The following is a 15,510-nucleotide window of genomic DNA, read 5'->3' as shown; positions in this document are numbered from 1 at the left end:
GCATTGGTGTTTTAGAGGAGCACGTTATTTCGCCGACAAAGCACAGTCAATGGCTGGTGCCTGGGCGGGCACGTGGTTGCGGCCCACTACGGCAAATACCCGTTGGCCGGCGCGGGCATTGTCGGCAATGAGACGGTACATGTACAGGTTGCGAAACTCGCTGGAAGCCCGATTAATATCGTTGGTGAACTTGCCACCGGTGCTGGCCGAAGTGGCCATTGGGTCGAACCAGGCAGCAGGCGCTTCCCACCAATTCCCGCCTTCGGGCCAATATTTCTGGTAGGCGGCTTCTAATTCCGGCACCGTCCGGATGACCTGATCGGAGCCGGGCAGCATCTGGGCGCTCTTAGTTAGCAGTACTTCTATGGCTTTGGTAATTTGCCCGGGTGTGGCTTGGGTGCGGGTGCGCAACCGCTGAGCTTCGCGCAGCAGATAAAACAGCTTAAGCTGTTCCAGATCGAACTTGGTTTTTAGGTGCTGATATTCCGCTACCGGGTTTTCCAGGGACTCTACCCGCACATTTTGCTGCCTGGCCAGATAGCGCACATACCCCGATTCGCCAAACTTAGTGATAGTGCCAGTCTCGGTAGAGTCGATACCCCGGTTAGGCCCCTCAAAGAGCACAACGGTTGGCTTCGCTTCTGCAAAAGCTTTTTTGATGCGGCTGAATTGCTCGTGAGAGGCATTTTGGGAGTGCTCTGCTCCAAAATAGTACACACTGCCTCCCGCAGGCAAGGTGCGGGTGTAGGTCCAGGTAGGCTTTGCGGGCAGAGGCTTGGCATATCCTACCAGCTGCTGGTCGCAGGGGGTAGGGGCCAGGTTTTGAGCCGGCGCCACCGTAGCCCCAGTCAGAATGGCCAGGAGCAGCGCAATACCAAGTTTCATAGCAGCAGAGGATAGCAAGCGTACAGCAGGACAAATTGCATAAATAACGAAGGGCGGGGTATCACATGAAAATGTGATACCCCGCCCCGCGAACCTCGAGAATAGAGAAGGAATTAGCTCGCCTTCAGCTTTTGCTCAATCAGCATAATAACCTGTGCATTGCCACTTTCTTTGGCTGCTGCCAAAGCATCTTTCCCGTCCTCATCTTTCACTTTTACATCGGCACCGTTGGCCAGCAGAAATTCCACAATTTCTTTGTTGCCTTTGCCCGCAGCAGCCATTAGGGCCGTGGCTTTGAAGTTATCCGTTTGATTCACTTGGGCTTTGTGCTGCACCAGCGTCTTTACAATCTCCAGGCGGTTGTTGCCCGCAGCAATAATGAGGCAGTTCGTTGGGAAGCCTGGAATCATTTCCACCGTGCCGTTTGGATCAGCGCCGTTGGCCAGCAGCGTCTCAACGTCAGCGGGTTTATTTTTTAGAACGGCAGTGAACAACTCTTTGGTAGTAGACTGAGCTGAAACGGTGCCAAGAATGCCAATAAATAAGGCGAAAAGAAGAAAGACTTTTCTCATGCCGGGAACAAGTGATTTTAGGAATATAACAAGCCTCAAATGTAGCTAAAAGGCCGATAGTGAGGTAAGGAAGTGTAATAAAAATAGGCTGATTAACTTATTTAGATAATGGCTCCTTGCCGCGCTGCGCGCTGCGCCAGCACGCTGGCGGCCAAAATCTGTAGGGCATGGTAGAGCATAAGCGGCAGAAGCAGGGCCCCCGTAGCAGCCATATTGGGAAACAGGATAGCCGCCATTACGCTGCCATGCACCAACGACTTTTTGGAACCGCAGAATAAGGCCGTCAGTTGGTCGGGACGAGGCAAAAGCATTGCTCGGCAAATGAGGCCGATGTTGCCAAATACTACTAGAAAAAGGGCGAGCATGCCGGCGGCCAGCAGCACTACATCCATCAGGCCATAACTACGGAATATGCCCTGCGCAAACGACTCACTAAACGAAGTAAAAACCAGTAGCAGGATAATGATTTGGTCGGAGGTGCGCAGGCGCAGGCGGTGCTGCTCGGCCCAGGCGCCCAGCCAGCGGTGCAGCACCACCCCGGCCAGTACAGGCAGCACTACTTGCACTAATAAGTCCAGCGCCAGGCCGCTGAGGGCCGCGCTACCAGTAGCCGTGTGCAGCACCAGGCCCGTCCAGAGCGGTGTGGCCACAATACCCAGCAAGCCGGATAAGGTAGCATTGAAAATGGCCGCCGGAATGTTGCCCCCAGCCATGGATACCATCACCACCGACGTAGAAACCGTGGAAGGCAGCGTACAGAGAAAAAAGATGCTTTGCCACAGCAGCTGGCTGGTTTCAGAAGAGCCAAACAGCGGCCGCACCGCCAGGGCCAGTATTGGAAACAACAGAAATGTAGTGGCCTGAATGAGAAGATGCAGCCGCCAGTTACGCATGCCTGCCCGCAACTTATCGGGGCTAAGGCGGAGGCCATAGAAAAAGAAAATCAGGCTGATGCCTACCGTGGTAATGCTGCGCCAGGGCAGGGGACTGGCTTTACTCCCCAACTCGGGAAAAGCATAGGCCAGCGCTACCGCGCCTAGCAATCCTAACAAAAACCAGTCAATACCCAGGCGGGCAAGCAAGGCACCCAGGCGCCCGGCAGCAGAAACAGTCATAAGCAAAGTACAGTAGGTTCATCCAGCACCAGCAGGCACCTTCAGAGCCGGCAAGCTACTCATGGATTCTGCTTTCTGCCACCTAAGCGGAGCTTCAGTACAACCCAGGCTGCTTTTAGCCCGCTATGCGCACCGGCTTACGCGCCTTGCGCCGTTGCTTACGCAGGCGGTTGAGCCACATGATAGTGCCCGTAACGGGAAAAGTGAAGCCCAGCACGCAGGTAACCAGACCGATGATTTTGGAGGGCCAGCCAAAAACAGCCCCCGTATGAATTGGCTTGAACATTCCCCGCACGCGTTGGCCCAGGTTGCGCTGCTCATAAGTTTGCTGCTGCAATACCTGGCCACTGTACTGATCTAAAAACACTTCGTCCGTAGCGTTTTCGAAGGCAGCGTTAGGTTTAAGGGTAGCAATACGGATGCTGCCTGTGGCGTCTTTTGGCAGCTGCAAGGCATAAGACACGGCCGCAGGCGCCAATTCCCGGGCCCGGGCCAGTGCCGCATCGGCCGTAAGCCCTTGCGCAGTAGCGGTAGTAGCCGAAACCGGCGGCTCCGGGCGCTGCATAGGGGAGCTGGTTACGGCGTAAATGCCTTTATTGAACCACTCAAACGACCAGGCCAACCCGGTAAAGGCAAACACAAAAAGAAACAGCGCCGAGTAAAAACCCAGTACAATGTGCAGGTCATGATTCAGCCGTTTCCAGCCGCCGCTCCATTTTACTTGTAGCCGCTGGTTAACTGCCTTACGCGTGGCTGGCCACCACAGCACCAACCCCGTTCCAATAATGAACAGGAACATAACCGTGCTAATACCTACTACCAGCTTGCCTATGGCGCCGCCCACCATGCCACGGTGCAGGGCCATTACGGTGAAGAAAATGGTTTCGCGGTAGTTCAGCTCGCCTGTTACGGCGGCCGTATAGGGATTCACAAAAACCTTGGGTCCCCCTCCGCCTTCACCGCCACCTTTTGCGCCGCCCTTTTCTTTAGGCTTTCCATCTTTTTTCTCGGAGGCACCTTCGGCGGGGCGCTGGTTACCCTCTTTTCGTTCCGCGCCGGGTGCGGCAGCCAGGCTGAATTCTACAGTACGTGCCGGGTCGGCGTATACCTTTACGCCGGTAATAGCGGCGCCCGGCTTGTAGGCCTGCACAGCTTCTGAAAGCCGGGCCAGTGGTTGCAGGGCGGCTGTGCCGGCCGGTGCCGTTACATAGTAACGCTCCGGGTGCCAGGCCTGCTCCAACTCCTTCTCGAATACCAGAATAGCCCCCGTAAGGCATACCACGGCAATAATCAACCCCGACACGAGGCTGAGGTACAGGTGAATGTTGCGGAAGAAGATTTTCATTGGATAGAAGTAGGAGGCACCGCTAGTGAAAAACCCGGCAGAAACCAGTTGCAGCTGGCCTCCTGCCGGGTTTTAGCTTCACTCAAATCAAAAACAATTACAGCTTATAGCTCAGCGTAGCCGAGAAGTTGCGGGGAGCAATGGGGTTCACACTGTTGTCGTCGTGCAGGTTGTAGCTCAACTCATTCAGCAGGTTGGCCATCTTCACGCGCATGGATACCCGGTTATAGGTGTAGCCCAGCGAGGCATCAAAAAGCACGTAGTCCGGCACGGCAATCAGCCGGAACGTTTCGGGCTTGGCATCCGTCCAGGGCAGGCCCGTGGTGGGGTCATACTTGCGGCTGTTGCGGCCGGCCAGTTTATCGCCCACATAGTAGGTGGTAAAACCGGCGGTCAGTCCCTTCAGGAAGGATTCCTGGAAGTTGTAGAACAGGCTCAGGTTGGCGGTGTGCGCGGGGTTGTAGCGCAGGCGGCTGCCTTTGTCGTAGATGTTGCTATTGGTGTAGGCGGTATGGTTGTAGCTATAGCCCGCAATGGCCGACCAGCCCAGATAAGGCTTGCTTTGCACATCTACTTCCAGCCCTTTGCTGGTTACCTCACCTGCCATTTCCTTGATGTTGGTATTGAGGTTGTTGGTTGTAGTGCCATCAGCCGCCGTAATCGGACCCAGATAAGTCTGGGCCAGGTTGCTGTTCACAATGCGGTAGGCCGTCAGGTTAGCTGAAAGCGCCCCGTGGAACAAGTCATTCTTTACGCCTACTTCATACTGGTCGAAGGTGGAAGGTGCCAAGGCCTTACCGCTAACCTCTACCCCGGTATTAGGCTGGAAGGAGTTGGAGTAGGAAACAAACAGCGCCGTGGTTTTAATAGGCTGGTATACCAGGCCCAGGCGGGGTGAAAATGCATTATCAAAGCGGCGGTTTTCTACCACCTTAGTCCCGGAAGCCGTGTAGGTATACACGTCAGAAGGCGTTTCCTGATAGCTCCAGCGCAGGCCGGCCAGTACTTTGAGCTTCTCGCTGATGCTCAACAGATCCTGCACATAGAAACCGGCCCGGCGGGTATTGCCCAGCGTGCGGATGTTCTGCTTCAGGTCCTCAAAGCTGCTGACGCGCTTATCGGGCTGACCCAGCACCTTGCTGCGGTCCAGAATATTCACTGAGTCGTAGGCCTGCGAAATATAGGTCAGCGCGTTGGTCTGATACTGGTCGGCATCGGCGCCCACCAGAAGGGTGTGGTTTAGAGTGCCGGTGTGCAGGTTGCCTGTCAGATCCAGCTGGGCCAGGTAGTAGTTCTCCGTGGTTTCGGTGCGCTGCAGGCTGCGGCCCCAGTCGCCGTACAAGCTGGCTTTGGGGTGGGCGGGCGTCTTGGTGCTTTTTACCTCCGGCATAGTGCCGTTGTTGATGGCAGTGGGTCGGGTTGCGGAGCGCAGCTCGTTGTCATAGCGCTGAAAACCACCCACTGCTCTAATCTGCCAGGATTCATTGAGGTGGCTGGTCAGCGTAGCCGTGGTGCTGGTTTGGTTGGTGGCATTGCTGGCCCCGGCCACATTCAGGAAGCGGCTGCGCGAGTCCTGAATTACATAGTCAATAGCCCCGATGCCAAAGTCCGGCGTGCGGTTGTCGCGCAGGTAGTCGCCTTCCACCACCAATGTAGTTTTCGGCGTCAGCTTAAAGAGCAAAGAGGGGTTTACGTAGAAGCGGTTCGATTTCACCTCGTCGCGGTAGCTGTTGCTGCGCTCATAGGTAGTGTTGAGGCGGTAGGCTACTTTTTCGCTGGTTCCCACGGCGCCATATACGTCCACCATAGGTTTCCAGAAGCCAAAGGAGCCAACGCGCAGGCCCAGGGAGCCACCCTGCTCAAACTGCGGCTTTTTCGTTACCAGGTTCAGTACGCCGCCGGCCGCCACGTTGCCATACAAAATGGCAGTGCTGCCTTTCAGTACTTCAATGCTTTCCAGTGAGCTGGCTTCGGGGATAATGCCATTATTGAAGCGAACCCCATTCTTAAAGGTGTTATTGGAGCCATAGGCAAAGCCCCGGCTGCCCAGCTCTTCCTGGGTACCGCCCGTGGTGCTGGTCACGTAAATGCCGCTCACATTCACAATGGCGTCACTTAGGCGCAGTACCTGTTGCTGTTCCAGGGTTTGCTGATTTACAGTTACCACGCTCTGTGGCAGGTCCAGGGGCCGAATGGGCATTTTGCCTACAAGGGTAGGTTTCTCATTCTGGCTGCGGTTGCTGATAACCGTAACTCCGGCCAGCTGCTGATCTGTAACTGACAGTGTAATAGCTGGCAAGCTTACCGTTTCACCGGCCGTAATCTGCACGTTTTGCTCTTGGGTGCCAAAGCCAATGTTGCTAATAACCAGCTGATACGCCCCGGCAGGTGCCGAGAACCGGAAGCTCCCATGTGCATCAGTAGTGGCTCCGTAGATAGTGCCTTTCAAGGCCACCGTCACTCCTTCCAGTGGTTGTCCGGCTGCCGTAGTAACCCGACCTGCTACCCGACCCCGCTGCACATTGTCGTCATCGGTGCGCTTTTCTGTGCATGAGGCCGATGAAGCCGGATTGGCCAGGTGAGGATTGGCCAGCGAGGCGAAGGGCAACGAAAGCAGGAGCAGCAGCGGAAAGCGTCGGGTCATAGCGCAGTGAGAAGTGAATCGGTTATTTGGATTCTTTCAAAACAATGCAAAGCTCGGCGCTATTTAGATAGATTCAAAATAGTGTTTGGAATAATTTTAAATAACCAACGGACCTATATAGGAAACAGCTGGTTTTCGGGTAGGTAGATGCATAAAAAGAGGCAGCACCCGTTAGGTACTGCCTCTAAAAGGCCTCATCAAAAGTGAAACAGCCAGCTTTTTACTGTTCCGCCAGTATTTGTTGTACCGGGTTCAGGGCGAAGGCCTCGGCCAGAAGCTCATAGGAGCGCAGCCGGTCTTCATAACTATGCATAATGGAGACGGCCACCACTTCCGGCACTTCGTAAGCCGCCGCCAGGGTGGTTAGCTCGGCTTTTACCTTGTCGGGGGTGCCACTCACAATGCGTGTATGATGGTAGGCGAGGCGGGCCTGCAAATCGGCAGAAAAATGGGTTACATCCACTTCATCTACGGGGCCAATGGGAGTGAACTGACCTGTTTCGAGCTTCAGCATCTGCAGGGCCAGATTATCGGCCAGCTTCTGCGCGTGGCTTTCCGTATCGGCGCAGGCCACAAACACGGCCACATTAGCCTGAGGGGCGGCCAGCTCCGGCGACGGCCGGAACCGCTCCCGGTACACGCGTACCATGTTAGGCCCACCGTTGGGGTTAATGAAGTGCGCAAATGAAAAGGCCGCACCCACATGAGCGGCAAACAAGCCACTTTGTCCGCTGGAGCTTAGCAGCCACAACTCAGGCACGGTATCCGTGAACGGGGCCGCTTTTACTTTGGCATGAATGGTATCTTCCACCACTTCATCCCGCAGATACGCCCGCAAATCCATCAATTGCTCGGCAAAATCTTCGTCGCGAAAGGTATTATGCGGATTCAGGGCATGCGCCGTAATCCGGTCGGAGCCAGGGGCGCGCCCAATACCCAGATCAATACGGCCGGGATAGAGCGTTTCCAGCAGCCGGAAGGTTTCGGCTACCTTCAGCGCTGAATAGTGCGGTAGCATAACGCCACCTGAGCCCAACCGGATACGCTTGGTTTCTGCTCCCAGCCGGGCCAGCAGCACCTCGGGGGCAGAACCGGCCAGGGTATTGGTATTGTGGTGCTCTGAAACCCAGAAACGGGTATAGCCGAGGCGGTCGGCCAGTTGGGCCAGCTCAATGGTATGCAGCAGCGCCTCGCGCGGGGTGCGCCCCTGCGGTACCGGCGACTGATCCAGAATGCTCAGTTGAAGAGTTGATAAGGACATAATCAGATATTTACTCTCTATAACCAAAAGCCCGGCGAAGAGTTAGCCTGCAGTACGCCCCCTTTGGCGGAAAGGGTGAATCAGAGCTTCTCTCTAATCTTTTTACATCACAGAAGGGTAGGGCCGTTATCTTCGTCGGCTAGTATGACAACGACTCTGATTGCCCTTTGCCTTTTTGCCTTTCTGGCTGGTTTCGTCGATTCTGTGGTGGGCGGCGGCGGCCTGATTCAGCTACCCGCCATGCTGCTGTTACTTAAGGGCGTGCCGGTGCCTACTATATTAGGTACGGGCAAAGTCTCGTCGCTGGCGGGTACAGCGGCCGCACTGCGGCGCTACGCCGGGCGGGTGCCCATGCGGTGGCAGGCCGTAGGGGCGGCTGCGGCCACGGCGGCCGTGTTTTCATTTCTGGGCGCGCGGGTTGTAAGCCAGCTGCCGGCGGCCATGCTGCGGCCCTTGGTGCTGGGTATGCTCGTGGTTATTGGTATCTATACTTTTTGGCGGAAAGACTTCGGCGCGCTGCACGCTCCCCGGCTCTCCCCCCGGCGGGAGGTAGTTATGGGCCTGCTCATGGGCGTGTGCCTGGGCTTCTACGATGGTTTCTTCGGGCCTGGAACCGGCAGCTTTCTGTTGTTTGGCTTTGTTGGGCTGTTCGGCTACGATTTCCTGTCCGCCTCTGCCTCTGCCAAGCTGGTCAACGTGGCCACCAACCTGGCCAGCCTGGTTTATTTTGCCTTTACTGACCAGATTTTGTACCACGTGGCCCTGCCCATGGCTGCCTGTAATATGTTAGGCTCTACGTTGGGGGCTAAGGTGGCCCTGCAGCGCGGCACCGGGTTTGTACGGGTCCTTTTCCTGGTAGTGGTAAGCGGGATTATTCTCAAGCTGGGCTATGAAACCTGGCAAGGTTAAGCCTATTACCTCCAGTAAAAAAAGCCCCTTACACGCTCGTGTAAGGGGCTTTTTAAGGTTTAGGTTGAACTACTCTCCGTAGTTACCCGGCAGCCCGGGTGCCGGTGTGCCTTGAGTACCGGTAACGTTGGGCACGCCCATTTTCTCTTCGCGCTTGCGCTGATACCGGTCAAACTGCTGTGGCGTCAGCACATCTTTTAGGGAAGAGAGGCGCGACTGACCAATGTCATCAATCAGCGCTGCCATTTTGCGCAGGTCGCTGCGGTATTTCAGCCGCACGGTTTCCACGTTGCGCACGCTGGTAAGGTTAATCTGCTGCACCTTTTCGGTTTGCTGCGGCGTAAGACCCAGTGCTTTTTGCATGTTAGCAGTCAGGGCTGAGGCGCGCTCTTCCACCTTGGCCGTGGGTGGGGCAGGAGTTGGCCGGGCGGCAGGAGCAGGTGCGCTTTCCTTGGTTTTAGTAGTGCCCGCCGCGGTTTTTACTTTGGTTTTACTGGAAACGGTTTGGGCCTGAAGCGTCAGAGGCGCAGAAAAAAGTGCGGCGGCGGAGAAGGCAACAAGAAGCTTATACATAGCAAATGAAGACAGAAGTAAGGAGGGGAGTAGCAAAAAGCCTGCTCCGGCAAACGGTACCGTAAATATGATGCCAGTTCCCAGTGAACGGCGCTATAACGCAGCCGGCGGACGAATTTATGCATCATCCTGAAAAAAAGACACTGGCTGTAACCTTTGCCCTGCGCTTCGCTTACAAGCTGTATGAAGCGAGAAACCCGAAATAACTGGCTGGCGGCTGCGGGAGCAGGGGTGCTGGTCGCTGCCGCCCTCTGGAGCAACCGCCGCGGCTCCTTCGAACTCAACGGGCGAGTGGTCCTGATTACGGGTGGTTCGCGCGGGCTGGGCCTATTGCTGGCCCGCCAGGCCGTGGCCGAAGGCGCCAAAGTAGCCATTTGTGCCCGAGACCCCGACGAGCTGGAGCGCGCCCGCCAGGAGCTGGCTGCCAACGGGGCCGAAGTACTGGCTCTGGTGCGGGACCTGTCCGATGCTGCCGACGTGCGTACGCTGGTAGCGGAGGTTGAGGAGCAGCTGGGGTCTATTGAGGTGCTGGTGAACAACGCCGGTATTATCACGGGTGGTCCGCTCGATCATATGGACATCAGCGAATACGAAGATTCCCTGAATATCCATTTCTGGGCGCCGCTGCATGCCATGCAGGCGGTGTTGCCCTCTATGCGCCGCCGGGGCGAAGGCCGCATTGTGAATATAGCCTCGGTAGGCGGTAAGGTAGCGGTACCCCACCTGGTGCCCTATAGTGCCAGCAAGTTTGCCCTGGTAGGCCTCTCCGAAGGCTTCCGGTCTGAATTGCTGCAATATGGTATTAAGGTGACTACTGTGTGCCCGGGGCTGATGCGCACCGGCAGCCCCCGCCATGCGCTGGTAAAAGGCCAGCACCAGAAGGAGTATGCCTGGTTTGTGGTAGCGGATTCGCTGCCAGTTCTCTCTATGGATGCTACTATGGCCGCCCGCCAGATTTGGAACGCTTGCCGCCGTGGCGACGCTGAAGTGATTCTGGGGCTACCTGCCAAGCTGCTATCAGCCTTTCATGGCCTGTTTCCTGGCACTACTGCCGATGTCCTGAGCTGGGTGAACCGAACCTTGCCCGGCCCTACCGGGGAGGTAGGCGACGAACGGCGCCGCGGTTACGAAAGTGAGTCAGAAGTCAGCCAGTCTCCGCTCACAACTCTCACCCGCAAAGCTGCCCGGCAGAACAATGAAATTTCCCCGGCAACTTAATCGTACTCAAGTACAAGGTTCCGGAAAGGTTTATACACTAAAACGCCCAGCCAAATCGGCCGGGCGTTTTGCTTGCCACGTTCATCAAACGGGCAATAATGACGGATTAGCGGGAGAAAACCGAGGTAGTGGTTACGGAAGCTCCGCCGGATACATTTTGCGTGCTACGCAGGCGCAGGGAGGTAGCAGTGAGCTCGGCTACGGCGTAGCTACGGGCACCCTGACCAATGGTGATGGTTAGCGAATCACCTTTCTCATTCAGTTTCCAGGTGCCGGTGCTTTGCTGAGGAGCATCTTCGTCCTGTTTCAGCTGGCCTTCGTTTTCAAGGTACTGACCACCATCCTGGTATTGGATCTGGTTATCGCGCAGGCTGGGCTTCAGACGGGCGAACATGCTGGTGGTGGAAACCTGGTTGTTTCCGGGTAAAACAACACTCGACGTCATGTCGGTGAGGTGCCAGGCGGCGCCGGGCAAAGAAGCGGTAAGCGAAGTGGCAGCGGCAGCGGCCTTATTCTGAGCTGGATTCTCTACTTCAACAGTCTCTTTCTCACAGGATGCCAGGGTCGTTAGGCCCAGGGCCAAGCTCAGGAAAAGGGGCAATTTGTTCATGTACAGTAAGCTTTGGTAAGTAAATGAATTAAGTGACAGTGCGCGGTGGTAGCCTGGCTACCAAATCAACAACTACATTTCAACCTCAAACGCGGCAAAGTCCACATCCTTAGCTGTGTTGCCTGTCACAAATGTAAAAACAATTATTTGATTGATATCGGTAAAAGACAATAATTGAAAGATTATATCAGGAAAATTACAAACGGAGTAATATTGTATTTATCAGTGCGTTAAGGCCATAAATAGTGAGCTAACTGCGCAAAATGACCCTTTTTTGCGACATAATTTTACACTATTCTATTGGTTATAACGAGGCTGGCAGAGCGGGCAAGTATAAGTAGCCCTTCCGCCAACATAGGTTTTTTCAATAACTGCTTCTTTATGAATAGGACAATTTAGGTGATTTGCAGTTTCCGGTGTAGGAGAATTATCCCATTCGCGGGCATGGATTAAAAAAGAGGCAGGGAAGTATCGATATACTGCCTCATGGCGGATAGCAGTGGTAAGTACCAGCTGAACAGCGTTATACAAGGCACCAAAATGTTCAATTGATAAAGAATTTGCTGGTCTCTCCGGATGAATACGAGCCTGAAATAGTACCTCATCTACAATCCAGTTCCCCAAGCCTGCCGCAATATTCTGTTGGAGCAATAAGGGCTTAATAGCCTGTTTACGCATGCCCAGCCGCTGCTGTAGCTCTTCGGCCGTGATGTCTAGAGCATCAGGGCCCAGCTTTTTCTCTGTTTGAAAAGCCTGAATGCTGGATGCCAGTCGGATACGCCCAAATTTGCGCGGGTCGATAAAGGCAACGCGCAGGTCATTATTCAGGTGCAGAGCTACCCGCGTGAAACGTGGCCGGTCGTGGTCGTGGCGGTAAGCGCCTATGTCACCAGTCATACCGAAGTGCAGCACCAGCAATTGGCCGGTAGAGAGCTCCAGAAAGCAGTTTTTCCCTAAACGGCTTGTGTCGGTTACAGTGCTGCCTACCAAGGCCTGGCGTAGTTCCTCCTCGGGGGTAGCTAATACGTGTGCATCCAGCACTTCAAAAGCCACAATGGATTGGGATACCAGCAGTTCTTCCAGCAGGCGGCGGTAGGTTTCTACTTCGGGAAGTTCAGGCATATAGAGAATGAGAAAAGCGGGAGTGAACCAAAAGGGTAGCCGTCAAATCAGCTACCTGCAGGTTCTGGATACGAAAAAGCCGGCCCCTTAGAGAAGAGGCCGGCTTTTTCGTACTTATTTAGAATGCCTATGAAGGGTCGGAGACCATGCCTACCTGCTGGCCGCGGGCATTATAAATGCGCCCGGAGTCGCTCACGTACAGGCGGCGTTGCTGACCATCTACCAGCACAAATGGAAATTCGCGGCTATCGGAGCGAGTGAGGCGGCCAATTACCTCCGGTGTGTGGTCGTTGCCGACGCGGATGACGTTCAGGCGGTTAGTGACATAATAGGGCTCGGTGGGGTTGTCCCGAAACGTAATGCGGCCTACTAAACTCACCGGAGCCGCTGAGGGCCGGGTCTGCGGTGCCGGGCGGCTGGCCATCATGGCTGGTCGGGCAGAAGGTGCACTGGTACGGGTGCTGGCCGCAATCTGCTGGTTAGCGCGCTGCCAGCCTTCACCAATAGAGCGCAGGCGGTTGCTACGGCCAGGGTGCGTCATAGTTGGGGCATCTTCGGCTACTACCGCCATAGCTGCCTGGGCTTCGGCCAGGCTGGCGCCCATTTTGCGCAGTACAAACCCGGAGAATTCATCAGCCTCCAACTCATCGGCAGGCTGAGAGCCACCTGCCCGCAGCGTATGCCCGTTCAGGTGGTGCCCTATTTCGTGAGCAAGTATGCTGATGCCAGCCCAGTCGGTGCGGCCGGCGCGGTTTACGGCGGCTACAAACTGCGGATTATAGAGCAGGTAGCGGTGCCCGTTATACACCACGGCGGCAGCATTCTGCACCTCGGTAGTAGCGCGTAAATCAAAGCGAGGCTTGAGCCCCACTACGTCCGTAATTTCCTGTAAAATATTGTGCTGGCCTCCCGCCACAGACTGAGCCTGGGCAGCTGCCGGCAGCAGAAGCCAACCGGCCAGCCATAAGCCAGCATAGCGGCGGAAGAAGCGGAGTTGGTTCATAAGAAAATGATATTCAGGTTGAAAACATGCAATGGCAACAATCCTGCCGAAAGTGTATGTTTGTTTGCAAGGGTAATTTCAGTGAAATTCTTAAAAAATAGTGCCCGGAAACCGAGGCTTTAGTGGAGTTTCAAAAGCACTGATCTGAAAGTTTTACTTCGCTATACTAGTACGTCATGCAGCCAACAAAATGGGTAAGGAAGCAGTGCATCACGATACTGGCAATCGTAATACTCTTATTTCTGAGCGATATGGCCCAGGCACAGGTTGCCTGTATGCTAACCCCGGTACCGCTGGATAAACGGGTGCAACTGGCCTCCCTTATTATAGAAGCCCAGCTGATTTCTCAGCACACGGAGTTAGGTAACCACCACCTGTATACCCTGAACGAACTGGAAGTGTATAAAGTATTCCGGGGAGAGCTGCCGCCCGGAAAAGTGGTGCTGTCTACAACCGGGGGGATTCTGGGTATACGCCGCGAGGAGGTAAGTACTACACCATTACTTACCTCAGGAATGCAAGGCGTTTTTCTGTTGACTCCTTCCCTGGAACACCCCAATACGTACGAGCTAATAGCTGGCCCGCAAGGGTTTATTGTGTATGATACAGCTGCCGGTAGTGCTACGGAGCCTTTTAGCAGCTATAAGTCAATTGAGCGGGAGGTGTATCCCGCTCTGCAAGCCCGGACAGGCACCAAGTGGCGCGTGGTGCGGCCCAATGCGGCGCTTACTAACCAGCGGGCCCGAGCAGCCCGCCCTACGGCTGCCCCCGTTATCACTTCCTTTAGCCCCGCCACCACAACCGCGGGTACCGGCTCGGTGCTCACCATACAGGGTTCCGGCTTTGGCAGTGCCAGGGGGACAGGTGCGGTAGGCTTTCGTAACGCAAATGTGGGCGGAGCTTCCTACATGAATCCATTGCCCACAGAGTATATCAGCTGGTCGGATACGGAAATTCGGGTGCGGGTTTCTTCGGCCGGAGCACCGGGCGTGGCGGGTACGGGCTCCATTCAGGTGCGTAACAATAATGGCGAAACGGGCACCAGCACCACCAATCTTACCATTGACTATGCCATCGGCAACCTGACGTACAATAATGATCCGTATCAGGCCGCATTAGTTGGGACCAATCCCCAGGGTGGCTATACCTTGCAGTATACCAATCGGTTTGCTGCCAGTCCGGCCCATCTGGCATTCCAGCGGGCCCAGGTTTTGTGGCAGAACGGCGTAGGAGCCAATTGGGCCGCGGGCCCGGCTACGGCAGTAAACATGCCCGCCGATGATCAGGTCAATATTGTAGGGTTTGATGATGCGCAGGAGCTGCCGGCCGGAGTGTTGGGCACTGCCTACACCTACTACCAGGGGTGCTTTGATGGTACTGGCAATCTGCATTGGGTACTCTCGGGCACCGATTACATTTTTGATGAAGAGCAAGTCTGGAACTTTGCTTCCGCCGCTCCGGGCAGTAGTCAGAACGATTTTGAATCGGTGGCCCTGCATGAGCTGGGACACGGTTTGCTGTTAGGGCATATCATTCAGCCCGGCGCCGTGATGCATTTTCAGCTGCAGACTGGTACCACTGCCCGAACCTTAAGCCCGAAGAATGATCTGGCAGGCGCAACGGCGGAAATAAACTACAGCCTTTCGGCCGTTTCCTGCAGCTTTACTGCCTACACCCTGGCACCTGCCATTTCTCTGCCCGTTACCCTGACGCATTTTAGTGCAACGCCCACCTGGGATGGGGCACAGTTGCGCTGGCGCACGGCTACCGAGGTAAACAGTAAAGCCTTCATCATTGAAAGCACAGCGGCCCCGCATCTAAGCGCTGGCTGGCAGGAAGTAACCAGAATAAGTGCCCAGGGGAACAGCCTGGAGCCGCATATCTATACATGGCACGACCCTCAGGCATTGACCAGGCAGCGCTACTACCGGCTACGTTTGCTGGATTTAGATGATACCTGGCAATACTCCACGGTAGCTGTCTGTGAACCGCTTCCGCCTCCCATTACCCTGCAAGCTTATCCAAACCCTGCTTCCCGGCATGTACAGGTAAATATACCACCAGCAACAGATGGGGTTTTGCGGCTGTATGACCTCACAGGCCGCCTGATGCGGACTTTGAAAGTGCCCGACAATCAATCCACCCTAGACCTGGAGCTGATAGAGCAGCCCGGCCTCTATCTGCTGGAGTGGACCAGTTCCGGCCAAAGCAAGCATATTCGCCTGTTAAAGCAGTAAGCAAACCCGTCTGCTC

The 15,510-nt window shown here is 55.3% G+C and carries 13 protein-coding genes; 3 read left to right on the top strand and 10 right to left on the bottom strand.

The features are described from left to right. Positions 1–24 precede the first annotated feature (24 nt). The 6 genes from Q4G72_RS16230 to Q4G72_RS16205 all read right to left on the bottom strand — a co-directional run bounded on the left by Q4G72_RS16230 (position 25) and on the right by Q4G72_RS16205 (position 7,822). Entirely contained in the window at positions 25–885 is an 861-nt protein-coding gene (locus Q4G72_RS16230) for a hypothetical protein (protein WP_303312478.1), read from the bottom strand. Between the two features lie 113 nt (positions 886–998). Further along, a complete protein-coding gene (locus Q4G72_RS16225) occupies positions 999–1,457 on the bottom strand; it encodes an ankyrin repeat domain-containing protein (RefSeq protein ID WP_303312477.1) in 459 nt (152 codons plus the stop codon). Between the two features lie 101 nt (positions 1,458–1,558). Beyond that, positions 1,559–2,572: a bile acid:sodium symporter family protein gene (locus tag Q4G72_RS16220; protein ID WP_303312476.1), complete on the bottom strand. Its 1,014-nt coding sequence runs from the start codon at positions 2,570–2,572 to the stop codon at positions 1,559–1,561. A 115-nt stretch (positions 2,573–2,687) separates the two neighbouring features. Continuing rightward, positions 2,688–3,917: a PepSY-associated TM helix domain-containing protein gene (locus tag Q4G72_RS16215; protein WP_303312475.1), complete on the bottom strand. Its 1,230-nt coding sequence runs from the start codon at positions 3,915–3,917 to the stop codon at positions 2,688–2,690. Between the two features lie 97 nt (positions 3,918–4,014). Then, positions 4,015–6,561 (bottom strand): TonB-dependent receptor, encoded by a 2,547-nt coding sequence (locus Q4G72_RS16210; RefSeq protein WP_303312474.1) that lies wholly within the window; start codon positions 6,559–6,561, stop codon positions 4,015–4,017. A 220-nt stretch (positions 6,562–6,781) separates the two neighbouring features. After that, positions 6,782–7,822, bottom strand: a complete 1,041-nt coding sequence (locus Q4G72_RS16205; RefSeq protein ID WP_303312473.1) for an LLM class flavin-dependent oxidoreductase — start codon at positions 7,820–7,822, stop codon at positions 6,782–6,784. 144 nt (positions 7,823–7,966) lie between these two features. Here Q4G72_RS16205 and Q4G72_RS16200 point away from each other — a divergent pair, with 144 nt between their 5' ends. After that, on the top strand, positions 7,967–8,731 hold the full coding sequence (locus Q4G72_RS16200) for a sulfite exporter TauE/SafE family protein (RefSeq protein WP_303312472.1): 765 nt from the start codon (positions 7,967–7,969) through the stop codon (positions 8,729–8,731). Positions 8,732–8,800: 69 nt separating this feature from the next. On the opposite strand, the gene Q4G72_RS16195 is transcribed toward Q4G72_RS16200, so the two are convergent. Next, positions 8,801–9,304, bottom strand: a complete 504-nt coding sequence (locus Q4G72_RS16195; RefSeq protein WP_303312471.1) for a DUF4890 domain-containing protein — start codon at positions 9,302–9,304, stop codon at positions 8,801–8,803. Positions 9,305–9,487: 183 nt separating this feature from the next. Between Q4G72_RS16195 and Q4G72_RS16190 the strand changes: the two genes are divergently transcribed. Then, positions 9,488–10,522, top strand: a complete 1,035-nt coding sequence (locus Q4G72_RS16190; protein WP_303312470.1) for an SDR family NAD(P)-dependent oxidoreductase — start codon at positions 9,488–9,490, stop codon at positions 10,520–10,522. A gap of 106 nt (positions 10,523–10,628) precedes the next feature. Here Q4G72_RS16190 and Q4G72_RS16185 read toward each other — a convergent pair whose 3' ends face one another. The 3 genes from Q4G72_RS16185 to Q4G72_RS16175 form a co-directional block, all read right to left on the bottom strand. Then, positions 10,629–11,132 carry a DUF5004 domain-containing protein gene (locus tag Q4G72_RS16185; RefSeq protein ID WP_303312469.1) on the bottom strand — a complete coding sequence of 168 codons (504 nt, stop codon included), beginning with the start codon at positions 11,130–11,132 and terminating at the stop codon, positions 10,629–10,631. Positions 11,133–11,429: 297 nt separating this feature from the next. Next, entirely contained in the window at positions 11,430–12,254 is an 825-nt protein-coding gene (locus Q4G72_RS16180; RefSeq protein WP_303312468.1) for an Fpg/Nei family DNA glycosylase, read from the bottom strand. A 127-nt stretch (positions 12,255–12,381) separates the two neighbouring features. Then, on the bottom strand, positions 12,382–13,257 hold the full coding sequence (locus tag Q4G72_RS16175; protein WP_303312467.1) for a M48 family metalloprotease: 876 nt from the start codon (positions 13,255–13,257) through the stop codon (positions 12,382–12,384). 251 nt (positions 13,258–13,508) lie between these two features. Between Q4G72_RS16175 and Q4G72_RS16170 the strand changes: the two genes are divergently transcribed. Further along, entirely contained in the window at positions 13,509–15,494 is a 1,986-nt protein-coding gene (locus Q4G72_RS16170) for a T9SS type A sorting domain-containing protein (protein ID WP_303312466.1), read from the top strand. The last annotated feature ends 16 nt before the right edge of the window (positions 15,495–15,510 follow it).

The sequence above is a fragment of the Hymenobacter sp. BT730 genome, from assembly GCF_030542105.1.
In the GTDB taxonomy this organism is placed as follows: domain Bacteria; phylum Bacteroidota; class Bacteroidia; order Cytophagales; family Hymenobacteraceae; genus Hymenobacter.
The sequence above is the reverse complement of the archived record's forward strand: the minus strand, read 5'-3'. Positions and strand labels throughout refer to the sequence as shown.